Annotated in this window: 19 protein-coding genes and 2 pseudogenes; 8 read left to right on the plus strand and 13 right to left on the minus strand. The window is 62.3% G+C overall.

Annotated features, from left to right (window positions below):
* Positions 1-3 precede the first annotated feature (3 nt).
* The 3 genes from glpA to LIW51_RS09120 are packed head-to-tail and all read left to right on the plus strand — an operon-like array spanning position 4 to position 4,365.
* On the plus strand, positions 4-1,671 hold the full coding sequence (glpA, locus tag LIW51_RS09110; protein WP_227373739.1) for an anaerobic glycerol-3-phosphate dehydrogenase subunit GlpA: 1,668 nt from the start codon (positions 4-6) through the stop codon (positions 1,669-1,671).
* Complete coding sequence (gene glpB, locus LIW51_RS09115) at positions 1,661-2,956, plus strand: glycerol-3-phosphate dehydrogenase subunit GlpB (RefSeq protein WP_227373740.1); 1,296 nt, start codon at positions 1,661-1,663, stop codon at positions 2,954-2,956. The genes glpA and glpB overlap by 11 nt, the downstream gene beginning before the upstream one ends.
* Positions 2,953-4,365, plus strand: coding sequence for an anaerobic glycerol-3-phosphate dehydrogenase subunit C (locus LIW51_RS09120; protein WP_227373741.1), 1,413 nt, complete (start codon positions 2,953-2,955; stop codon positions 4,363-4,365). Before glpB ends, LIW51_RS09120 begins: the two co-directional genes overlap by 4 nt.
* A 103-nt stretch (positions 4,366-4,468) precedes the next feature.
* Here the strand turns inward: LIW51_RS09120 and LIW51_RS39105 are convergent.
* A pseudogene (locus LIW51_RS39105) lies at positions 4,469-5,253 on the minus strand (formate/nitrite transporter family protein).
* Between the two features lie 212 nt (positions 5,254-5,465).
* On the opposite strand from LIW51_RS39105, the gene LIW51_RS09135 reads away from it, so the two are divergent.
* A complete protein-coding gene (locus tag LIW51_RS09135) occupies positions 5,466-6,053 on the plus strand; it encodes a cupredoxin domain-containing protein (RefSeq protein ID WP_227373743.1) in 588 nt (195 codons plus the stop codon).
* 26 nt (positions 6,054-6,079) lie between these two features.
* On the opposite strand, the gene LIW51_RS09140 is transcribed toward LIW51_RS09135, so the two are convergent.
* The 8 genes from LIW51_RS09140 to LIW51_RS09175 form a co-directional block, all read right to left on the minus strand.
* Positions 6,080-6,196, minus strand: coding sequence for a rubrerythrin-like domain-containing protein (locus LIW51_RS09140; protein WP_227373745.1), 117 nt, complete (start codon positions 6,194-6,196; stop codon positions 6,080-6,082).
* A 68-nt stretch (positions 6,197-6,264) separates the two neighbouring features.
* Positions 6,265-7,197 (minus strand): DUF368 domain-containing protein, encoded by a 933-nt coding sequence (locus LIW51_RS09145; protein WP_227376775.1) that lies wholly within the window; start codon positions 7,195-7,197, stop codon positions 6,265-6,267.
* 143 nt (positions 7,198-7,340) lie between these two features.
* Positions 7,341-10,397, minus strand: coding sequence for an oligosaccharyl transferase, archaeosortase A system-associated (locus LIW51_RS09150; protein WP_227373746.1), 3,057 nt, complete (start codon positions 10,395-10,397; stop codon positions 7,341-7,343).
* Positions 10,398-10,457: 60 nt separating this feature from the next.
* Positions 10,458-11,930 (minus strand): oligosaccharide flippase family protein, encoded by a 1,473-nt coding sequence (locus LIW51_RS09155; RefSeq protein ID WP_227373748.1) that lies wholly within the window; start codon positions 11,928-11,930, stop codon positions 10,458-10,460.
* A 19-nt stretch (positions 11,931-11,949) separates the two neighbouring features.
* Complete coding sequence (locus LIW51_RS09160; protein ID WP_227373750.1) at positions 11,950-13,266, minus strand: sulfatase-like hydrolase/transferase; 1,317 nt, start codon at positions 13,264-13,266, stop codon at positions 11,950-11,952.
* Positions 13,267-13,268: 2 nt separating this feature from the next.
* Positions 13,269-13,946: a glycosyltransferase family 2 protein gene (locus LIW51_RS09165; RefSeq protein ID WP_227373752.1), complete on the minus strand. Its 678-nt coding sequence runs from the start codon at positions 13,944-13,946 to the stop codon at positions 13,269-13,271.
* Complete coding sequence (locus LIW51_RS09170; protein WP_227373754.1) at positions 13,943-15,064, minus strand: glycosyltransferase; 1,122 nt, start codon at positions 15,062-15,064, stop codon at positions 13,943-13,945. Before LIW51_RS09170 ends, LIW51_RS09165 begins: the two co-directional genes overlap by 4 nt.
* Before the next feature lie 95 nt (positions 15,065-15,159).
* On the minus strand, positions 15,160-16,302 hold the full coding sequence (locus LIW51_RS09175) for a glycosyltransferase (RefSeq protein WP_227373756.1): 1,143 nt from the start codon (positions 16,300-16,302) through the stop codon (positions 15,160-15,162).
* A 106-nt stretch (positions 16,303-16,408) separates the two neighbouring features.
* Between LIW51_RS09175 and aglJ the strand changes: the two genes are divergently transcribed.
* Positions 16,409-17,320 carry an S-layer glycoprotein N-glycosyltransferase AglJ gene (gene aglJ, locus LIW51_RS09180; RefSeq protein ID WP_227373757.1) on the plus strand — a complete coding sequence of 304 codons (912 nt, stop codon included), beginning with the start codon at positions 16,409-16,411 and terminating at the stop codon, positions 17,318-17,320.
* A 33-nt stretch (positions 17,321-17,353) separates the two neighbouring features.
* On the opposite strand, the pseudogene LIW51_RS09185 reads toward aglJ, so the two are convergent.
* From LIW51_RS09185 to LIW51_RS09195, 3 genes and pseudogenes are all read right to left on the minus strand, one after another.
* Positions 17,354-17,979, minus strand: a pseudogene (locus LIW51_RS09185) (RAD55 family ATPase).
* Positions 17,980-18,002: 23 nt separating this feature from the next.
* Positions 18,003-18,251: a hypothetical protein gene (locus LIW51_RS09190; protein ID WP_227373759.1), complete on the minus strand. Its 249-nt coding sequence runs from the start codon at positions 18,249-18,251 to the stop codon at positions 18,003-18,005.
* Entirely contained in the window at positions 18,248-18,646 is a 399-nt protein-coding gene (locus LIW51_RS09195; RefSeq protein ID WP_227373760.1) for a MinD/ParA family ATP-binding protein, read from the minus strand. The genes LIW51_RS09190 and LIW51_RS09195 overlap by 4 nt, the downstream gene beginning before the upstream one ends.
* 81 nt (positions 18,647-18,727) lie before the next feature.
* Between LIW51_RS09195 and pyrB the strand changes: the two genes are divergently transcribed.
* The 3 genes from pyrB (at position 18,728) to LIW51_RS09210 (ending at position 20,851) form a co-directional block, all read left to right on the plus strand.
* Positions 18,728-19,639, plus strand: coding sequence for an aspartate carbamoyltransferase (gene pyrB / locus LIW51_RS09200; protein ID WP_227373761.1), 912 nt, complete (start codon positions 18,728-18,730; stop codon positions 19,637-19,639).
* On the plus strand, positions 19,636-20,097 hold the full coding sequence (gene pyrI, locus LIW51_RS09205; protein ID WP_227373763.1) for an aspartate carbamoyltransferase regulatory subunit: 462 nt from the start codon (positions 19,636-19,638) through the stop codon (positions 20,095-20,097). Before pyrB ends, pyrI begins: the two co-directional genes overlap by 4 nt.
* A 76-nt stretch (positions 20,098-20,173) precedes the next feature.
* On the plus strand, positions 20,174-20,851 hold the full coding sequence (locus tag LIW51_RS09210; RefSeq protein WP_227373764.1) for a hypothetical protein: 678 nt from the start codon (positions 20,174-20,176) through the stop codon (positions 20,849-20,851).
* Between the two features lie 58 nt (positions 20,852-20,909).
* Here the strand turns inward: LIW51_RS09210 and LIW51_RS09215 are convergent, their stop codons facing one another.
* Positions 20,910-21,506 carry a hypothetical protein gene (locus LIW51_RS09215; RefSeq protein ID WP_227373765.1) on the minus strand — a complete coding sequence of 199 codons (597 nt, stop codon included), beginning with the start codon at positions 21,504-21,506 and terminating at the stop codon, positions 20,910-20,912.
* Positions 21,507-21,538: the final 32 nt, after the last annotated feature.

The raw sequence follows: 21,538 nt of genomic DNA on the forward strand, positions 1-21,538 counted from the left end.
AGCATGTCGCTCGATACCGAGGTGCTCGTCGTCGGGGGTGGCTCGACGGGCACCGGCATCGCCCGCGATTTGGCTATGCGAGGGGTGGATGTGACGCTGGTCGAGAAGGGGAACCTCACCCACGGAACGACGGGGAGGATGCACGGCCTGCTCCACAGCGGCGGCCGTTACGCCGTCTCCGACCAAGCGAGCGCGGAGGAGTGCATCGAGGAGAATCGGGTCTTACGGGACATCGCCGCCCACTGCGTCGAGATGACGGGCGGGCAGTTCGTCCAGTTGAAAGACGACCCGGACGACTACTTCGAGGAGAAGCTACGGGGCTGTCGGGAGTGCGGCATCCCCGCGGAAGTGCTCACCGCGAAGGAGGCCCGCGAGCAGGAACCCTACCTGACCGAGGACGTGAAATGCGCCATCTCGGTTCCAGACGGGGCCATCGACCCCTTCAGGCTCTGCGTGGCGAACGCCGCCGACGCGGAGCTGCACGGCGCGCGAATCGAGACCCACGCCGAGGTAACCGACGTGCTCGTGGACGGGAGCGACGTGGCCGGCGTCGAGGTGCGCCACGAGAGCGGGCAGAGCAAGCGCGAGCACGCGACGCCCGGCACGACCGAGGAGATTCGCGCCGAGTACGTCGTCAACGCCACGGGCGCGTGGGCCGGCCAACTCGGCGCGATGGCGGGCGTGGACATCGAAGTCCGCCCTTCGAAGGGCGTGATGGTCGTGATGAACTGCCGACAGGTTGATACGGTCGTCAACCGCTGTCGACCGAAGGGCGACGCCGACATCGTCGTCCCGCACGAGGTGACGGCGATCCTCGGAACCACGGACGAGGAGGTGAGCGATCCCGAGGACTACCCCGAAGAGCAGTGGGAAGTGGATCTGATGATCGACGAACTGTCGAAGCTCGTGCCCATCCTCCGCGACTCCCGAACCGTCCGGTCGTTCTGGGGCGTCCGCCCGCTGTACGAACCGCCGGGAACCGGGACGGAAGACCCGACCGATATCACCCGCGATTTCTTCCTCTTAGACCACGAGGAGCGCGACGACCTGCGCGGACTGACGAGCATCGTCGGCGGGAAGTTCACCACCTACCGGGCGATGGCCGAGCAGATCTCGAACCACGTCTGCGAGCAACTCGGCGTCCGCGGCCGGTGCCGAACGGCGGAGGAACCGCTCCCCGGAAGCGAGGACTTCTCCGTCCTCCGCGACTACATGGACGAGTTCGGCCTCCGGTCGCCCATCGGCAGGCGGAGCGTCCAGCGCCTCGGCAGTCGCGCCGACGAAGTGCTGACGACCGATGACCCCAACCCCGTCCTCTGCGAGTGCGAGGCCGTCACCCGCGCCGAAGTTCGGGACGCCATCGACCAATCCGGCACCGACCTGAACGCGGTTCGCATCCGCACTCGCGCCTCGATGGGCAACTGTCAGGGCGGCATCTGCTGTCACCGGATGGCGAACGAACTCCATCCTGAACGCGACGAACCGACCGCCCGCGCCGCTTTGGACGAACTGTTTCAGGAACGCTGGAAGGGTGAACGACATGCCCTCTGGGGCGAACAGCTTTCCCAGGCCGCGCTGAACTACGCGCTCCACGCGACGACGATGAACCGCGACGCTCCGGACGACGACCTCGATTTCGCGGCGTTCGACGGGGGTCGAAATGGCGATTGAAGACGACGTGGTCGTCGTCGGCGGTGGACTCGCCGGGATGGCGACCGCCCTGTCCGCGGCCCGCGAGGGCGCGCGAGTCCGACTGCTCTCGCACAAGGAGAGCACGCTCCGCAACGCGAGCGGGCTCGTCGACGTGCTCGGCTACGCGGGCGACGGAGTCGTCGCGAACCCCTTCGACGTCCTCCCCGAACTCCCCAACGAACACCCCTACCGACGAGTCGGCGAGGAGGGCGTTCGGGACGGACTCGCCCTGTTCGATTCGGTAACCGACTACGACGGCGGGCACACCGACCGGAACGCGCTCGTCCCGACCTTCGGCGGAAACGTGAAACCGACCGCGCGCTATCCGGCGCACACCGCCGCAGGGCTGGCGAGCGACCTGCGAGACACCCTGCTCGTCGGGTTCGAGACGGTCGTGGATTTCGACGCGCCGGTCGCCGCGGAGCGCCTCGCGGCGTCGGGCGTGCCGTTCGAGTCGCGCGGCGTCACGCTCCCGTTCCCCGGCGACTTCCGAACCGACGCCCGCATCACCCGCCTCGCGCACGCGCTGGACGAGAACGAACGAATCGAGGGAGGGAGAACTGGACGCAAGCGGGCAGGCGTCACCGAATCCGTCCCCGTCAGAACCGCGCTCGCTGAGCGCGTGAAACCCCATCTCGACGGCGCGGAGCGCGTCGGCTTTCCGGCGATACTCGGCCAAGATGAGCCGGACGAGGTTCGCGCCGACCTCGACCGGGAACTCGGCGCGGACGCGTTCGAGGTGCCGATGGGACCGCCGAGCCTTCCGGGCATGCGCCTCGAAACTCGATTCCATCGCGCGCTCCGAGACGAAGGCGTGCGGACGACAGCGGGGAATCCAGTCGTCGACTTCGAGGGCGACGACCGGATTCGGGCGGTCGTCGTGGAACGAAACGGCGCGCGAATTCCGTTCCATGGCGAGCAGTTCGTGCTGGCGACCGGCGGGTTGGTCGGGAAGGGTATCGACTCCGACCGCGGCAGCGTCCGGGAACCCGTCTTCGACTGTCACGTCCCCGCCCCGGACGACCGCTATGACTGGTTCGAAGACGGGGCGTTCGACGACCACCCCTTCGCCCGATTCGGCGTGCAGGTGGACGATGAGTTGCGGCCACTCGATTCGACGGGCGAACCGGAGTTCGAGAATCTCCGCGCCGTCGGCGGCGTACTCGGCGGCTACGACTTTGCGGCGGAGAAATCTGGAAGCGGCGTCTCGTTGGCGACCGGCGTCGCCGCGGGGCGGAAGGCGAACGACGAGGTGAATGCATGAGCAACCAACCCACAAGCGAGAAGGAAACCGAACGACGAGAGGCGTCCGAACTGCGAGACGTGTTCAGCGGCGAACCGATAGACCTCCGACCGGGGTCGGACGACTGCTACAAATGTTCGACCTGCGACACCGAGTGTCCGGTCGCGGAGGTCGACGACGAGTTCCCCGGTCCGAAGTTCCAGGGGCCGGAGCAGTGGCGACTCAAGCGCAAGGACGACCACGACATCGACGATTCGGTCATGTCGTGTTCGAACTGCATGCGCTGTGACGATGTCTGTCCGTCGAACGTGCCGCTTTCGCAGATGCACAACACGGCCAGGGGCGAGTACGTGGACGAGCAGATATCCCCCTTTTCGTTGGAGTACGTCCGAAATCGGATTCTGGCGAACTACGGGCGACTCGCGCCGCTCGGCGCGCGCTTCCCGCAGCTCACGAACTTCGTGATGGGGCTGTCGGTGACGAAACTGGTGAACGAGAAACTGCTCGGCATCACGGGAGAGCGCGAGTTCCCCGACTTCGCCACGCAGACGTTCCGCGAGTGGTGGAGAGAGCGAGGTGGCAACACCACCTCGAAAAAACGAGCGCGGAAGGCGCGAGAAGAGCGAAGTGGAACCACTTTGGAAAAGCGAGCGAGAAGGAACGACTCGCGAGAAGAGCGAGGCGGAGCGAAGGTCGAGAGCGACGAGAAGCGCGTCGCCTACTTCCACGGCGACTACTCGAACTACAACACGCCGGAAGTGGCGAAGGCGATGGTTCGGGTGTTCGAGTCCTTCGGCTACGAGGTGGCCGTCCCCGAACAGCGCTGTTCCGGCACGCCGATGTACGCGAACGGAATGCTGGACGACGCCCGACGGGCCGCCAAGTTCAATGTCGAGACGTTCGCCGCGCTGGTCGAGCAGGGGTACGACGTCGTCTGCTCGTGCACCTCCTGTTCGATGGCGCTCAGACAGGAGTATCCCGAACTCTACTCGTTCGACGGAACGGCGAAGGTCGCGGCGAACACCTTCGAAGCCCTCGAATATCTCCGGATTCACGAGGACCTGGACAGCGCGCTCGCCGACGCGTCCGTCCCCGAATCGGAGTTCGGCGAACTGGCCTACCACGCCCCCTGCCACGCCAGAAATCAGGGAATCGACGGGCAGGCCGTGGAACTGATCTCGGAACTCGATGGCGCGGACGCGGTGGACGTGGGCGACTCCTGTTCGGGCATCAGCGGCACCTACGGTTGGAAGGCGGAGAAGTACGACGTTTCGATGCAGATCGGCGAGGAGATGTTCGAGCACATGCACGAGGTCGAGGGCGAGACGGGGATGACCGAGTGTCCGACCTGCGCGATGCAGATGAACCACGGCACGGGCTACGAGATTCGCCACCCGCTCGAAGTGTTGGACGCCGCGCTCGTCGAATAGCTGATCCTGATGCCCTTGACGACAGACGACTCCACCTTCGATAGCGGACACGGGAGGTATTTTTTCGGTGAACCGTGGATCGCTCGTCGCGTTTCGTCAGGGGTCACCCGTCGGACTGCTGCGCACCCCGTACCTGGGCGACGTGAGTGAACGTGACCAAACCGATCCCCCCCAACGAGATTGCCCGCGGTAACGACGGCGACGGTCGTGGCCAACGCTCCGTAACCGATTCCGGCACCGAAGAGCATGCCGAAAACGATGTGCAAGGTGGTGTCTATCACGTGGTCGAACGGCCCGAGAGCCAACATGAATCCGATGACGTAGGCCATGGTGATGCGGCCGTTCACGCCGTTGACGCTCTGCAGGAGGTACGACAGTAAGCTCACGAACGTCCCCCGATTGCGCTCGCGAACGTCGTGACGGTTCCTCGGTGCGCGAGTTCCTTGGCGACCGTACTCAGCGCGCCCGCCGAACCCGAGGAGAGCACGCCGTCGACGGAGAAGACGACCGCGAAAAGGACGCCGCCGACGAGGTTGAGCACGAGGGTGATGATCCACAGGCGAAGGAGGGACGATAGCATCCACGAACCAGATTGATCGACCGCCTTCGTGGCCGGGTCGAAGAAATTCTCGTTGAAGAGCTCCGCCCGGCCGATGACCAGAAAGACGATGCCGACGGCGAAGACGAGCGCGCCCACGATCTTCGCAACGTCACCGAAGCGCGGTTGAACCAGCGAGTGAACGATCCGAGCGCGACGAGGCCGAAGACGATCGTGAACCCCGCGATGAAGCTCGTCGAGACGAGTTCGAGCGTCGACTGGTCAAGGCGGCGTTCACCTTCCTCGACCGATCGGTGGAATATCTCGGACGGATTCGGAGCGATAGACACGTGTTTGGCCATGCGCGTTGAACGGATAAGAGTCCCGTCTCCGTGAGCCGTCCGTGCCCCTCGCCTCTCCGGTACCATCGGCGAAGGTTCTGCGTCGAGCGAACTTGCTCGAACTCCTCCCGGTCAAAAATGATGGTTCGACGACGATGCGACGAACTTCTGACACCTGTATCTTCTTACCGATTCCCGTCGTAACCCGATGCGGGGGTACGATGTCACGACAGCAATCGGGGGGACTGACGCGACGAGCGTTCTGCACGACGCTCGTGGCGGGGTCGCTCGCGGGGGCGAGCACACGCGCGAGCGCGCAGGCGGAGACGTTCCGCCTCGGCGGCGAGGTGGTCGCGTGGCACGGGCGCGCACCGCAGAGCATCGCCGGGCAGGACAATCCGACGTTGCAAGTGGAGGCGGGCCAACAGTACCGCGTCGTCTGGGAGAACGTGGACGGACAACCGCACAACTTCGCCATCCACGACGCCGACGGGAACGCACTCATGAGTAGCGAGATAATCCAGCAACAGGGCGAGACGCAGACGGTGACGTTCACCGCCTCGCCCGAGATGGCGCAGTACATCTGCGAGGTTCATCCGACGACGATGGTCGGGGAGATGCAGATTTCCGGCGGCGGCGGAGGCGGTGAAGAAGGCGGTGCGGGAGCGGGCGGAGAGGGCGGGATTCGGATTCCGACCGCCGGGTACTTCCTCGCCGTCGCCGTCCTGCTGGCGTTCGTCTCGCCGCTCTTGTTCGCACTCCTGTTGCTCGTCGTCGGAACTCACGACAGGGTGCGCCCGCCGCAGTAACGGACTTCAAAAGGGTGATTCGAAACTCATTCGCGCGCGACGCTGACGTTCCGCATCTCGCCGCCGCACTTCGGACAGTCACCAGGGGACTGAGGCGCGCTCACGCGGTTGCCGCAGTTCTCACACTCGTACGTTGCGCTCATAGCGACGCTGTACGCCGTGCGAAAAGTTAACTCTGCTCCCGATCGGAACCCGACTCGTCCTCGGATTTTCAGTAGTCGAGGTCGTCGGTGTAGCGGTCGAGCAACAGAACCGCGCCGGCGCCGACGAGCGCGGCGACGACCGCGCCGCCGACCACCGTCGGCGTCCAGGCGAACGTCTCCGCGGCGAGAACCTTTTCGACGGGAAACCGAAGCGCGCCGACCATCAGGCTGACGAGGAAGGTGAGCGTCGCCGCTCGATAGTGGTCGAGCGCCCACGAAACTGCCTTCGAGACCGTCAGGAGTCCGATACCTGCACCGAGTACGAACGTGACGACGACCGCGCCCGGCGTGATGATCGCTTCGACGGTACCGCCGTCCAGAAGTCCAACCAGTGCGTCCTTGAACCCGTGGAGATTGTTTGAGAGGTACTTGTACTGGCCGAGGAGCATGAGGATGAGCGCCCCGGAGATGCCCGGAAGCACCATCGCGCTGATGGCGACCGCTCCGGTCAGGAAGACGAGGAGAAGCGGTGTCGAACCGCCGGTTGGTTCGACGGCGCCGGACACGACGAATGCGAGGGCGAATCCGGCGACGGCCGCACCGATTTGTCCCGGCGTACTCACGGAGACCTCGTCGTAGAGGACGATGGCGGACGCCCCGATGAGTCCGAAGAAGAAACCGTAGAGGAGGACGGGAGCCGCGTTGCTCGCCCAGACGACTAATCCGGTCACCGTCACGACCGCGGTTACGATTCCCGCCCCCAGCGCGAGTAAGAATGGTAAGTCCATCTCGGAGAGCATCGTCCGAACCTTCGCGCGTTCCTCGGGGTCGTGAATCCGAAGTGAGCTCGTGACGATCCGCGGGTCAAACGACGCCACCGCGGAGATGAGTCGCTCGTAGATTCCCGTGATGAGGGCGATGGTTCCGCCGGAGACGCCGGGCACCGCGTCGGCGGCACCCATACAGATGCCTTTCAGGTAGATGGACAGTAGGGCGCGCATCGCTCCGGGGTTTCCGGGCCAATCAAAAAACGATTCCCATCCGCGCTCGACGCCGGCACGCTCTCGCTCGTCTCCAGTCACAGTGGCCGGTGCTACGAGGCACGAAAGTATGAGAATATGGGTTCGTCGGTTCGAGCGGGGGTTCAGTCGCGCCGGGCGACGACCATCGCCGCGGCGTACGCGCCGACGAGTTCGGCCCGCATCGCGGGCGAGGCGGGATCGGGAAGCGAGTTCGACTGGTTGCTCGTCGAGTCGTTGCCCACCGAACCGTTTCCGGCGGTCGAGTTATCGCCGGTCTGGTTGCCGGGTGCCGAGCCGTTCGTGGCGTTGTTGGTCGAGTTGTTCGCGCCGCCGATCGAGACGGTCTGTTGCTGGTCGACCGAGACCGTGACGGGGCTGTCGTTCTCGCCGAGCACCTGTCCTTCAGAGACCTGCGCCGTCCCGTTCTGGAACGTGAAGCCGTTTTCGCCGGCTTTCATCGGCGTCCGGAACTCGTAGGGGCCGACCGCGCGGGCGCTGACGTTCGTGTAGCCCTTGTCGGTGCCCCACTTCTGGTAGCCGGTCGTGGAGTAGGGCAGGGTCATCGTGAACTTCCCGTCTTGGCCGGTCTTGGCCTTCTGCGTATAGGTGAACGTCCCTGCGTCCGTCTTCATCTTCACCGAGGCCGTGATGGTGGTGTTCGCCGGGCCGGTTCCCTGTACTTCCGCGCCGGGAACGCGCTCGAACGTCTTCACCCACGACGGCGAAGTCGGGAAGTAGCTCTTCGGCGAGGAGACGCCTTGGAGCAGCCCCAGTCGCTGCATGATGACCTGATAGTGCGACCGATCCCACGTCGACTGCGACTGGCTCACCTTCACGACGCGGTAGTGTTGGAGCGCCGGGACGCGCTCGCTCGGGTACGGACCCACGCCGCCGATCTGCGAACTCCCGTCCCTCTTGACGAACTCGCGGGCTTGCTGCATCGTGTTGAACCGCTTCGTGACCGTCTCGTTCGGCCCTTGCGGCGGTATCTTGTACTGAATCTGCTGGCCGTTCTGCCGGGCCGTCTGAACGTCCCAATCCAAGACGATTGGTTTCGGCTCGACCGCGCTGCCGTGATAGCGGTACAGTCGAACCATCATGGTCTCGTAGTACGGCTGTTTGTGCTGGACGATGTACTGGTTCTGTCCAAACCAGATGGAGTCGGTGAACGTCGACGCCGAGACGTTCTCGTTGAAGACAGTCGGGGCGTAGAACTTAACGTTTCCAGACTGCCCGCGCGTTTCGACCATCTTCCAATCGACCATCACGTAACGCGTCTTCTCGTCCGGTTGGCCCATCCGGTCGAGCTGCTGATTCGCCTCGGACTCGTTCTGGGCGAGCAGGTAGTTCGCGGCCGGTTTCGCACCCTCCTGGAACGGGTTGGCGTTGGGGATGCGTTCGCCTTCGACGGTAATCCAGTGGCCGTAGTCCCACCACGACATGACGCCGTAGGTTCCCTTCTTGTAGTCGTAATCGCCGTCACCTTGGGTGTAGGTGCCGTAGTAGGCCATCGAGTTTCCAGCACCGCCGTAGTTGCCTTCCTGCGGCGTGTTGGTCTGCATCCAATCGAGCGTGCTGTCCCACTGGGTCACCGCGCCGGGGCCGGTGGCATTGCCCATCTGGACGGCGTTGTACGTTTGGGTGTTGCCGACCTGCACGGGCACGACGAGCGCCGGCAAGACGAGTAGGAAGACGAAGATTACCGCGAACAGCTGATAGACTTCGACGTTCTCCATCGTGTCGCGGGCGGAACCGTCGAACCCGACGACGCTGAGAATCCACCCGAAGAGGTAGGCGTTCAGCACCGCGACCGGCACCGCGAGGTAGTAGTTGAACCGCACCTGCGTGAACGCGGCGGAGGTGATGAACGCCGCCCAGACGAGCACGAGCAGTTTCTCGGCGTCGTGTTCGTCGGCAACCCACGAGCGCCAGATCATCACCAGCGCGCCGACGATGGCGGTGAAGAAGGTCAGGCCGTACTGCGGGATGACGGCGGCGGAAAGCGACTGGCCGCCCTGCAGGAACGGTTTCGCCTCACCGATGGTTCGCTGGGCCGCGTTCGTACCGAATCCGATGAACCTGATGAGATTGCTCTGAATCAAGCCGAAGAGGTTCGGGAGCGCGACGTAGACGACGAGTATCCCCACCGCGAGGATGGCGAAGATGGCGAGAGGGTAGAGCGTCGGCGAGAGGTCTCGATCGTCCCACTCGCGCGCCAACCACGTCATGAATCCCGCACCGGCGGCGATGGCGAACGCCATGAGCGGCTGGAGCAGGGAGAACTTCACTGCACTGAACGATATCGTCCCGAGCGGAACGAGCAGGAGCAGCCCCGTCACGCCCATGCTCACCGTGGCGACGAACGCGAGGTGGTCCGGACTGACGCCGAGGACGTAGTCGGCGGTGAGCTTCAGCAGGAAGAACACGCCGAAGATGCCGATGAGGAGGACGCCCGGCGGCCACGTCCAGAGGTAGAGCGCGGTAGCGATACCGGCGAGGACGCTGTAACCGAGCGGGCGGCGAACCGCCGCGAAGGCGCGATCCGCCAGCAGTTCGAACACCGGTCGTTCCCGCTCGGCGACCGTAACGGCGACCATCATCGCCAATACGGCGAACGTCTGAAACAAGGGCTCGACGACGTTGTGGTCCGCGAAGCCGACAAGTCCGCGTCGGAGGAAGACGCCCGGAATCAGCGCGAGGACGAGCACGCCGAACAGCCCGCCGAGGCGACCGCCGAGGCGCTTGCCGACGAAGTACGTCGGGACTGCGACCAGCGTGCCGAACACCGCAGGGGCGACGAGTAGCGTCAGCGCGACCGTCTTCTGCGAGGGGTCGCCCAGCCCAACGACCAGCGCGGCGGTGGCGACGAGTTGGTCGTAGAGCGTGCCAAACTGGCCGACGCTCGTCCCGTGAGGGTAGTACGTCCACGGGTCGAAGGGCATCGTCGCGGGCCAGTGATTGACCGTATACTGTACTTGCCGGAGGTGATACCACGCGTCGTTGCCGGAGAAGAAGACTTCACCGCCGACGGTGAAGTTCTCGTATGACTGTAGGCGAACCCACAGCATGAACCCCAGCAACACCCCGAGCACGGGAATGTGGTACCAATCTTCGAGGTGGTCGAGGACGGAGTCGACCAGGTTGGAGGACTCCTCGACCTGCTCTGTACCCTGACTCATTGGGTAGAAGGTCTGGGAAAGTGGGGATAAGCCTTATGATAGCGTAACGAGGGATAGGCTTCACCACCTCAAAATCGGACGAGGGACGAACCGCTCGATTCGTGAGCCTCGGAGAAGGCTTCCGATAGTGTGGCGAAGTCGGGTGCTGACAGCGAGTAAGGCGAAACCGTAGGTACTCGCGCCGACCGAGAGCAAGAGTGAGAGATCAGCCCAGGATCGGACGGGAAGGTACCTGTGAGCGACCGAGACGACGAGAAACATAAGAAATCCCGCACCCATCTGTTCGATGAGCGTCGATGGTACGAGTTTCACGTTTGGAATCGATCGCCGAATCACGACCGCGAGCCAAAGATAGCGGACGACTTCTGCTAGAAGCGTGGCGAGAACGACACCTATAGGACCAACTCGAAGAACGAGTAATACGCCCACGATAACGTTGACTGTGAGTGCAACAGCCGAAATTCGCATGGTTACCTCGGGTCTGTCCAGCCCGTTTACCGTCTGTGTGAGCGGTGCGTTCTGTGACTTGAGGAGGCGGTAGCCCGCGATGCCAACAAGGAGCGTCGCTGCCGGGGCGTACTCGCCGCCGTAGACAGTGACGATAAGCGGGGTTGGTATCGCGAGCGCGCCGAAGAACATGGGGATGGCAAGTACGCTCGTAAAAGCAAGCGTGTTGGTTACGTCATCAGCAACTTCGTTCCCTTCACTCCGGTTGGCGCTGACACGAGCCATCAGTCCGCTGGCCGCCGTGGAGCCGACGAATATCGCGGGGAGTGTTAATTTGGCTGCCACCTCGTAGTAACCTGCCGCGGCAGGTGTAAGGAGTAGTCCCAGCAGAAGGACGTCGAACCGGTCGTAGATGGTTCCGAAGAAACTTGAGGGAATGCTGTATTTAGCGTACTCCCAGAGGCTTCGAAGTATCGTGTAGGATGGTAGCTCAGGCAGCGTCCGGAGGGAATAGAGAATGACGGGAACCGACAATACCGTTGCGCCCGCAAGTCCGTATGCCATCCCCGCGACCCCAAACCCTGCGAGGATGAATCCGAGTTGTAACGGAAGGGTCAGATAGGAGCGAAGTGCATCGATCCACGTCGCTACGCCGACCTGACCGCGTCCGTGTAAGAGTTTCTCGAATGGTTCGTACATCGGTTCCGATACCAACAAGACGAGGAACAAACTCGGTGCCGCGACGAGACCGGTGTAATTCCGAAGCGCCTCCGAGAATGTTAGTGATCCCACTCCGACAACGACAAGCCAAATCGCGATGAAGACGGCCTGAGAACCGACGACCGTTCCATCTCGAACACGGTGTTCTGAGAAGCGCTTTTTCGCCGCGATAGCCCAGCCGTGGATCGGTCTATCGGCGATTTTAACCAGTCCGAGTAAGAGATAGAAACCGCCGAACGATACGGGGCCTAACAGTCGAGCGAACAGGACCGTTCCGACGAACCCGCTCAACGCCATTGTGAACTTAGCCACCGTCGCCTTCGCAGTCTCGCCGCTTAGACTGACGTCCGTAGCATCCGTTGTCATGTTGGTCGTCTGCTGGCGCTCACGCGTATCCGAGATCTTCGAGCTGTCGTTTTATCGAATCAGTAAGTTCAATATCGTCATGAGTTTCTCGAACGGTGAGCTGGGAAACGAGTTGGGAAAGCCGTTCTTTCGGGTCCGAGTGGACTCGTTCTCCGTGTTCTTCGAAACCGTCGAACGTTTCGTGACCGTAGTACCCGTCGGTAGCGATTCCTCGAAGCTCATCGTTGAAGTGTTCGATGTCCGCGTGCCCATCGTTCTTCAGTTTGTGGTAGTGCCGGTCGGAGATACCGTGATACTCGGTGAGGTACTCACCGGACTCGAGAGGTTCGCTCAAATCTCGACCGCGACTTTCCGAATCGACGCCAGCGGCGTTCAGAATTGTCCGGTAAACGTCGAGAATGCTAACGGTTTCGCTTCGGGTTTCTGTCTCGTCCTCGCCATCGTAGACGCACAACGGAATGTGAGCTAGCTCCGGATAGATACCGTACATGTGTTCCCAAGCGCCGTGTTCGCCGAGCAACTCGCCGTGGTCGCTTACGGTAATGATGAGCGAGAAGTCATCGTGAAGCTCTTCGAACATCTTTCGATACATATCGGAGAGGTATCTGACTTCGTCATCGTACGCTTTTCGTATTTGATTCGGATCATCTTCGGGTTCGTTAATCGTCGCGTTCAATCCGCTGATTTCAGGGGGTTCGACGGTCCGATATTCCTCCGGGGCCGAGTACGGTGAGTGCGCCTCCATCAAGTTCATGAAGAAAAACTCCTTCTCGCCGAAGTCAGTCTGCCGAATGAGGGAAAGTGCGTCACGAGCTCCGTCATCCACGAGGTCCGTTCCATAGCCCATATCTCGTAGCTTGAGTAGTGCTCCGTACCGAAACGACGGAATTGTATTGCAATCGCTCGTGATACATTTCCAGAAAGCGAGCGGAAATCGCTTTACTCCCATCCCCTCTGTCTTGGCGATGAAGCCGTCCCAATCGAACATATTTCGGTCAACCTCGCGGAGTCGCCAACTTCCTTCGAACTGGTCGAATCCGCGATGGAAGTCGAACTGCCGTGAAATGTTCACATTCCCGCTGAACGCTCGCGTCGTGTATCCCGCACTACGAAGCTGCTCGGCGAGAACTGGCTCGTCACAGTCGAGCGTTTCGGCGTTACGATAGACACCCACTTCACTCGCGTATTTTCCGGTGAACAGCGATCCATGCGACGGGACGGTCCAGTGGCTCGTACTCCACGCATCCTCAAATCGTTGTCCGGGGAGCCAGTCGAAGTGTCTATCGAACGCATCTTTTCGGAGTGTGTCCAGAACTACTAGTGCAATATTCGTCATTGTTAGGTATTGTGTCTTACATTATCGATTTTATTCCAGAAGCCATGACGCCAAAGCCAATCGTTTATAGACCCGACAATCGAATCAGGTATAATTATATTTTCATATCGGTCCGGATACTCCGTTCTTAGTTGCATCTCTATTTCTTCATTAATACTTGCTCGCGGAAGCTCTGGATGTTGCATCTTTACTCGTGGGCTGTATCGACACAAGCCCTCCCCGTCTCGTTCCATTCTCCAACCGAATTCAGTATCGTCACGCCAACCAGCATAATTGCTCTTAAAACCACCGACTGTGAGCGCACTTTCGCGGTTGAAAGAGAGATTACAGCCCACGTACTTTCTGGTTCCGTTATAATTTCGTCCGCCGTGGACTGCCTCTTCTAAACAAATAAGATCTGGATGCGCGTCAAATTCATTCCAAATGCTAACCAACCATTCTGATTTAGGTCGACAGTCATCATCCGTTAGCGCCATGATATCGCCTGAGGCGGCCTCGATACCGACATTCCGGGCTTCACAGATATCGAGATCGGCGTCATTTACGACTAGAACTTCGAATGAATCGAAAGTCTGTGTTGCGAGGCACTCGACTACCTCGTCGTGACTGTTTGATGGAAGCGTCGGTATAACGACCGATATTTCTGGCTTTTCTTCTGAAATTGTTTGTACAATTGTCATGAATCTTCCCCAGCATGGTAGACAACCGTGCGAAGCCCTTCTCGAAACGCTTCGTAGCTGTACTTTTCTGCGTGCTTCTGTATCACATCTCTCTCGTAGTCCGTCGCATCGAACGCCCGAACCGTCTCCCGAATCGACACCACCGTCGGTTCGAACAACTCACCAGTCACACCTTCCTCGACTTGGTACTTCGTGAATCCCTCATTAACACCGAGCAGCGGTTTTCCAGCCATCAGCGCCTCCGCTCCGACGAGTCCGAAGTCCTCCTGAACGGGTGCGTAGATGACCGCCGTCGAACGCGCCACGAGCGATTCGATGTCGTCGACGAACCCCCGCACTTCGACGTTGTCGTGGCCGCATGCGATGCGTTCAAGTTTCGGCCGGTCTGCTCCGTCGCCCGCGATGACGAGGTGTTCGTCCAGTTCGGTGAACGCCTCGGCGATCAGCGGCATTCGTTTCTCGGGGGCGAGCCGTGACCACGTGACGAAGTAGCCGTCGTCCCCTTCGTTGCGCCAGTCGCCGGTTACGGGTGGGTAGATTACCTCCGCGTCGCGGTGGTAGTACCGCCGAATCCGGTCGCGGATGAGTTCGCTGTTGGCAACGAACGTATCGACGTAGTCGTTGGCCTCCTTGTCCAGTGTGCGCCACCACTTCGCGTAGGTTTTCAGCGCAAATCGAACGCCGGGGTAGTCGAACGACGCCATTCGGTCACGATAGAGATCGTAGAGCCATCGCGGTGGACTGTGCGGATAGTGGATGATGGTCTGGTCGACCGTTGGAATGTAGTGTTTGGACAGCGGAGCACTCTCCAGAATCACGTCGTACTCGGTGAGATCCGGATGCGCGTCGGTCATATCCATCGCCACGGAGAGCGTTTCGAGCGGATTCGACCCTTCGTTCTTCCACGCGAGGACGTGCTTTGATAAACCTCGTGCGTACTTCTCCTGCTTGATGGGGATGACGCGCACGTCATCAGGAATCTCCGTACCGGGATAGACGTACATCGTGTAAATTGACGCATCGAGCGTGCGTGCCGCCTCAATGGCGAACTTCTCGCCACCCCCTATCTGCGGAAATCGGTCGTGGAGGATAGCGACCGAGGGTGGTTCGTCCGACATTCCTTATCCCTTTCAGACTCCTTGGAATACATAAGTTTTCTCACTCACCTTACCTAAATACGAAGGAAGCCGGTTCTACCGTGCTACTATTCGTCTCACTCGAACGCTTCCCGCAACTCCTCGTCTATCTCCCATGTTCCATCTCCTTCACCTTGCAACAGCTCTAGACTCGCTCGAAACAGCGACACCTGCGTGTCGAAGATGGCATACACTGGCTGGAACGCCCCCAACCGATCACTCCCACCTAACCGAACAAACAACCAGAGCCCGGTAGGAACGACTAGCCCGAACGGTCCGGCCGCGACCAACGCCGCCCCCGTCAACAGCCCGATCGCCAGCGCCACCAACCACGGCGAGACGACCATGAACCACCAGTTGAACGGGAGCACGACCGCGCCGTACTTGCCGTACCGACCGACCGCGTCACGATGGCGAACCAGCAACCGAATCAGTCCCATCCCGCGCCGGTCTTTCTGCAACCGACGCTTTTTGAAATCCGAGTGGGACGCTTCACTGTATTGAATCGCCGGGTCGAAGACGACTCGCTTCCCGTTCCGCCGAATCTTTAGGGCGAGTTCGGTGTCGTCGGCCAACGAATCGCGGTCGACGGGGACGATGGCGCCGTTCTCGAACGCCGAGAAGGGTCCGTGGAAGATGAGCGTCGAGTCGAGGTGCGATTCGAGCGTCTGGATGTGGGCTTGCACGCCGCGATATCCCGCTTCGACCTCGCTCCCGCCGAGCACCTCGGCGTTCTGTCCGGTGACCGCCGCGACGTCGGGGTCGGCGAGGTTCGCCGCCGCCACTCGAAGAGTATCTTCGGCCACGAACGAATCGCAGTCGGTCTTGACCACCATCTCGTTGTTCGCCGCGGCGTAGGCCTCGTTGAGCGCGACCGCGAGCCCGCGGCGTTCGTCCTCCCCGATGAGGGTCAGTTCGGGGTGGTCGCGGTCGGCGAGATACCCCCGAATCAAGTCGGGCGTCTCGTCGTCGCTCGAATCGACGACGATGAGTTCGACCTTCTCCATCGGGTAATCCAGTTCGAGCAGGTCGGCTATTTTCGTCTCGATGATGTCCGCCTCGTTGTACGTCGGCAATACGATACTCACGGTCGGCTCCGCCTCCCGCTTGTCGGCGGGCGAACCGTCCGGGCGCACCAGCCCGTACAGGGCGAGAAAGGCGAGATAGGGAAGAGCGGCCACCGCGACGACGACCGCAGCGGCCCTCGCAAGCCGGTTCATATCCGGCCCTTGGGCGTTTTGTTTTAAACATCTATGGATTAGTTGGTGACACCGGGTTCGGGCGAAAGGTTGGGCTTTTAACTCCTCGGTACCCACTTGCCTGACAATGCCCGACTGCGAGGACGTGTGCGTGCTCATCCCGACGCTGAACGAAGCCGAGACCATCGGTGAGGTCGTCGACGGGTTCCGAGAGCGAGGCTTCTCAAACGTCCTCGTCGTCGACGGTGACTCCGACGACGAGACGCGGGACATCGCCACGGATTGCGGCGCTCGCGTCATCGAACAGAGCGGGGTGGGGAAAGGACAGGCCGTCCGCGAAGGGTTAGACCACATCGAAACCGAGTACGTCCTGATGCTCGACGGGGACGGGACCTACTCCCCCGAGGACGTGGAGCGGATGCTCGACCCCCTCGACGACGGCTACGAACACGTCATCGGCGACCGCTTCGCCGAGATGGGCGAGGGGTCGATGACCCGCCTGAATCGGTTCGGGAACCGGATCATCAACCGCGCGTTTCTGGTCATCCACGGGCAGGACTTTCAAGATATCCTGAGCGGCTACCGCGCATTCACCCGGAAATCCGCGGAACGAGCGTACCTCACCTCCGACGGGTTCGGCGTCGAAACCGAACTCGCCGTCGAGTGCGTGAAACACGGCATCCCGACGACCGTCGTCCCGATTCGCTACGAGGAGCGACCGGAGGACTCCGAGACGAACCTCCACCCTATCTGGGACGGGGGCAACATCATCATGACGCTCTACCAGCTCGCGAAGACGAACAACCCCCTATTCTACTTCGGCAGTATGGGGATGTTAAGCGGTCTCCTCGGCGTCGTTCTAGGAATCTACGTCGGTATCGAGTGGTTCATCCCGCCACGCGTCTCCCACGAGGTGCTGGCAGTCGTCGCCGGTGTCGCCATCATCTTCGGCGTGCAGTTGCTCATGTTCGGCGTCCTCTCCGATATGATCGTCACGCTCCACCGGGAGCAGATGCGCCGAATAGACGAGCGTCGGTAAGAACGGCGCAACAGGTTCCCAACAGTTCCGATTTCACGCGATATCTCGACTCGTGTAGATGGACACCGATTCCGTGAGTTGGAGTTTGATGGTCTCGGGAAGCGCCCGTCCGCCGCGGAACTTCGGCACCGCGAGTCGGTTCTCCACGCGGTCGCCCGATATCTCGGTGCGAAGCTGAAACACCACGTTGCCGACGTGTTCGGTGATGTCGCATTGGTTGGGGATGCTCCGCCCGTCGAGGCAGTGGAGCACGGCGAGCCCGTCCGTTCCTCCGACGTGCTGTTGGAGGTCGTGCAGGAAGTTCCGATATCGACTCGGGTCTAGTTGTTCGAGCAGATTCATCGAGTCGATGACGAGCGTCGAACCGCCCGGCAGTCGGCGAAAAATAGTCGTCGCGCGTGTTCGAGCGGGGCGTCCCCCGGAACGTAGCGCACCTCGGGCGTTCGGCGACCCTGCACGCGCCTGAACCTCACGCTGACCGTCTCCTCGTCGCGGTCGGTCGTCAGATACAGCGTCGGGCGACTGACCGTGAACTCCGTCAACAGGAGCTCCGCCTGACTGGCGGGGGGCGCACAGAGCGCCACCGTGCTTCCCGGAGGGATTCTGCCGTCGGGTTCCCGGTCGAGAATCGGGATGGCGGTCAAGAGCCGCCCCACCATAGATGTGACAATTCAGACAGCGTTCATAAGTGTTTGGTCAGGACTGCCGACGCGAGTCGGTCGTACGCCCGCACGACCGACTCGTCTGCGAGCACCGGCGCGTCCACCTCCGGAACCGACGCCAGCAGGGGACAGTCGAACAGTCGCTCGACGTTCGCCGGTGTTCGCTCCGTCCGGACGAGGACGCACCCGACGACCGTCGCGTCGAGCGCACGCGCTATCGCGACGGTTTTGGCCGTGTCGCGGAGACAGGCCGGGTCGAGCGTCGTCACCAACAGCGCGTCCGCCGCGATTCGAAGCGGGGTCGCGGCGTCCGGCCCCGCCCCGCCCCGGCAGGACAGTCCACGAGCACGTGATCCGCGGTCGCAACAAGGCGGGAGAGCGCCGAAGGGAGATCGACCGCCTCGCCGAGCGACTGCGGTGCGGGCACGACGTCCACGCCGGAGAAAGAAGGCGGGGAGTGGGCGGCGTCTTCGACCGCTCCGCCCCCCACGACGGTCGCGAGATTCGGGTCGGCCTCCACGTCCGCGAGCAGATGTAGGTCGGGCATGTCGAGGTCGGCGTCCGCGGCGAGCACCGGTCGGCGGGTTCTGCCAAGCGTGCCCGCGAGTCCGAGCGTCGTGGTCGCCTTTCCGCAGCCGCCTTTTCCGCCGGCGATAGCGAGCATGGCGAGTGTGGTCGCGTCATCCGATTTAAGGTTCGGGGCGACCCGTGCCTTTCAATACGCGCGCTCCCCCCTTGTCGAACGATGCGGCACGACCACCTGATCGACACGAAACAACTCTCGCGCGCGGACATCGAGGGCGTCCTCGACCGCGCCGCCGAGATCGACGCCGACCCGGCGGCGTTCGCGGATCGACACGCGGGGAAACTGCTCGGACTGATGTTCTACGAGCCGAGCACCCGCACGAAGATGAGCTTCGAGACCGCCATCAAGCGCCTTGGTGGCGATATCGTGGACATGGGTTCCGTCGAATCGTCGAGCGTGAAGAAAGGCGAGTCGCTCGCCGACTCCGCGCGGGTCGTCGAAGGATACGCCGACGCGCTCGTGTTGCGCCACCCGAGTCAGGGCGCGGCGAAGATGGTGAGCGATTTCGTGGACGTCCCCCTGCTCAACGCGGGCGACGGGGCGGGTCACCATCCGACCCAGACCCTGCTCGACCTCTACACGATCCGGGAGAGCGCGGGACTCGACGATCTCACCATCGGTATCATGGGCGACCTGAAGTACGGGCGCACGGTTCACTCGCTCGCCCACGCGCTGACGAACTTCGACACCCGCCAACACTTCGTCAGTCCGGGGAGCCTCAAGCTTCCCCGAAGCGTTCGCTACGACCTCCACGAGGCGGGTGCGAACGTCCGCGAGCACACGGACATCGAGGACGTGCTACCGACCCTCGACGTGCTCTACGTCACCCGCATCCAACGCGAACGCTTCCCAGACGAGAACGAGTACCGCGAAATCGCCGGCGAGTATCGGATCGACCTCGACACGCTGGAGGAGGCGTCGGACGACCTGACCGTCATGCACCCCTTGCCGCGCGTGGACGAAATCGCCGCCGAGGTGGACGATACGCAGCACGCGGCGTACTTCGAACAGGCACACAACGGCGTTCCGGTGCGCATGGCACTGCTCGATTCCATGCTGGAGGAACGATGAGCGAACACGAACTCCGCGTCAGTAAGATTCGAAACGGCACCGTCATCGACCACATCCGCGCCGGACAGGCGCTCAACGTCCTCGCCATCCTCGGCATCGACGGGAGCGAGGGCGAAGCGATCAGCGTCGGGATGAACGTCCCGAGCGACCGGATGGGTCGCAAGGACATCGTGAAAGTCGAGGGGCGCGAGCTGAGCCAGAATGAGGTGGACGTGCTCTCGCTCATCGCGCCCGACGCGACCATCAACATCATCCGCGAGTACGAAGTGGCAGAAAAGCATCGGTTGGAGCGCCCCGAACAGGTGGTCGGCGTCCTCTCCTGCCCGAACAGCAACTGCATCACGACCGAGAGCGAACCGGTCGAGTCGAAGTTCGCGGTGCTCGCGGACGGCGTCCGCTGCGAGTACTGCGAGACCATCATCCGCGACGATCTCGCCGCACATATCAGCGTGAAGTGAGAAACGACGGCCTAACCCGACGAACCGACGGAAACGGTCGCGCCGGTTTATGCCCTTCCTCGTAACTCTGGCGCGTATGGGAACTCGAATCGGCCCGCGAACCGCGGTCGTTCTCTCGTTTCTTCTCCTGCTCTCGGGGGTCGCGCCGTTCGCCGGTGGAACGGCGGCACAGACGAACGGAGCCTCGCAGTTCGGCCAGCTCTCACCCCTCCAGTACAAGGTGTCCATCGACAACGCGACCATCCGGACGTGGGCGCTGCGAAACGTGACGGTGCGGAACGCGACGGTCGATTCCGTGCTCGTCCGCAGGCTTCGCGTGGACGGTGAAACACAGGAGAACGTCACCTTGCGGAACGTCTCCGTCGCCGAACTCGAGATCGAAAACGGGACGCTGACGAACGTCACCGCGAGACAGATCGTCGTCAGAAATCGTTCCATCTGGAACGTGCCCGGTGGCAGCCTCTTCGACCCCGGCGTGAAAGACCGCGTCATCCAGCGCCACGTGCTGGCGAACGTGACCGTCGAAGGAGTGTCGATCGATCGGATCGTGGTGGCGAACGTGTCTGTGCGAAACACGACGGTTCAAGAAGCCGCGAACGAGTCGGTCGTTCCGCCCGCCGTGACGAATCCCGATTCGAAGCCGAGACCGGACGTCGTGATCAAAAACGGAACCGTCGAGCGGTCGGTCGTTCGAAACGCCACTACTGGAGAGTGGCACGTCGGCGAGATAGATACCGAAAACTCGACGGGGTAATCGGAGGAGAGTGGGCGGGAGGGAGTTATTGGGGAGAACAGTCACTGAGGTCGTCGCGTCAGAACACGGCGTCCGTCTCGACCCGCGCTCCGTCCGGGAATGCGCTCCCGGCGAGGCAAAATCGCGGCACTTCGACGTCGTCGCCCCGTCGAATTCGGAGCCCCGGAACGTCGCCGAACACCGCCCGGAACTCGTCGTCCGCGTCGGGGTCGGGAACGGTGAGTTCGACGCGCTCGAGGTGCGCGACCTCCCACGAGCCAAGATCCGCCTCCACGTCGCTTCCGTGGGGGTGGAGTTCGACCCGGAACCGCCACGGCGTCATGACGAACGTTCGTCGCCCGTCGCGGCTGCGAACCGACCAGCCCCGCTCCGCCGCGCGGTCGCAGAGCGCGTCGAACGCGGTCGTACAGAGGCCGAGGTGGTCGAAGTGCGGTCGCCGTCCCGGCGCGATGGTGACGTTGACGTAGCCGCGCTGGGCGTTCTGGAGGCGGAAGTCGTCGGGATCCGAATCGCTCGCGTCGAGCGCGAGAAACTCGCCGTCGATCTGGCCGAATCGCCGATAGAGCGGCAGTCTGCGCCCCGCGAGTCGCCGTTCGGCTCCGCTCACGTCGGGTGTGTTGAAGTGGAGGTGGAAGAGTCGCGTCGGAGGTCTCATACCCGACACTCGTCCACCGCGGAAAAACGGGT

It is taken from the genome of Haladaptatus halobius (assembly GCF_020618475.1).
GTDB lineage: Archaea > Halobacteriota > Halobacteria > Halobacteriales > Haladaptataceae > Haladaptatus > Haladaptatus halobius.

Bases quoted from the DNA above. Each gene is read 5' to 3' on its own strand.
- LIW51_RS09165 (WP_227373752.1), bottom strand. From the start codon at position 13,946: ATGACAATTGTACAAACAATTTCAGAAGAAAAGCCAGAAATATCGGTC.
- LIW51_RS09140 (WP_227373745.1), bottom strand. From the start codon at position 6,196: ATGAGCGCAACGTACGAGTGTGAGAACTGCGGCAACCGCGTGAGCGCG.
- LIW51_RS09175 (WP_227373756.1), bottom strand. From the start codon at position 16,302: ATGAACCGGCTTGCGAGGGCCGCTGCGGTCGTCGTCGCGGTGGCCGCT.
- LIW51_RS09195 (WP_227373760.1), bottom strand. From the start codon at position 18,646: ATGCTCGCTATCGCCGGCGGAAAAGGCGGCTGCGGAAAGGCGACCACG.
- LIW51_RS09135 (WP_227373743.1), top strand. From the start codon at position 5,466: ATGTCACGACAGCAATCGGGGGGACTGACGCGACGAGCGTTCTGCACG.
- LIW51_RS09170 (WP_227373754.1), bottom strand. From the start codon at position 15,064: ATGTCGGACGAACCACCCTCGGTCGCTATCCTCCACGACCGATTTCCG.
- LIW51_RS09210 (WP_227373764.1), top strand. From the start codon at position 20,174: ATGGGAACTCGAATCGGCCCGCGAACCGCGGTCGTTCTCTCGTTTCTT.
- LIW51_RS09145 (WP_227376775.1), bottom strand. From the start codon at position 7,197: ATGCGCGCCCTACTGTCCATCTACCTGAAAGGCATCTGTATGGGTGCC.
- LIW51_RS09120 (WP_227373741.1), top strand. From the start codon at position 2,953: ATGAGCAACCAACCCACAAGCGAGAAGGAAACCGAACGACGAGAGGCG.
- glpB (WP_227373740.1), top strand. From the start codon at position 1,661: ATGGCGATTGAAGACGACGTGGTCGTCGTCGGCGGTGGACTCGCCGGG.
- LIW51_RS09155 (WP_227373748.1), bottom strand. From the start codon at position 11,930: ATGACAACGGATGCTACGGACGTCAGTCTAAGCGGCGAGACTGCGAAG.
- LIW51_RS09150 (WP_227373746.1), bottom strand. From the start codon at position 10,397: ATGAGTCAGGGTACAGAGCAGGTCGAGGAGTCCTCCAACCTGGTCGAC.
- pyrB (WP_227373761.1), top strand. From the start codon at position 18,728: ATGCGGCACGACCACCTGATCGACACGAAACAACTCTCGCGCGCGGAC.
- LIW51_RS09160 (WP_227373750.1), bottom strand. From the start codon at position 13,266: ATGACGAATATTGCACTAGTAGTTCTGGACACACTCCGAAAAGATGCG.
- pyrI (WP_227373763.1), top strand. From the start codon at position 19,636: ATGAGCGAACACGAACTCCGCGTCAGTAAGATTCGAAACGGCACCGTC.
- LIW51_RS09215 (WP_227373765.1), bottom strand. From the start codon at position 21,506: ATGAGACCTCCGACGCGACTCTTCCACCTCCACTTCAACACACCCGAC.
- glpA (WP_227373739.1), top strand. From the start codon at position 4: ATGTCGCTCGATACCGAGGTGCTCGTCGTCGGGGGTGGCTCGACGGGC.
- aglJ (WP_227373757.1), top strand. From the start codon at position 16,409: ATGCCCGACTGCGAGGACGTGTGCGTGCTCATCCCGACGCTGAACGAA.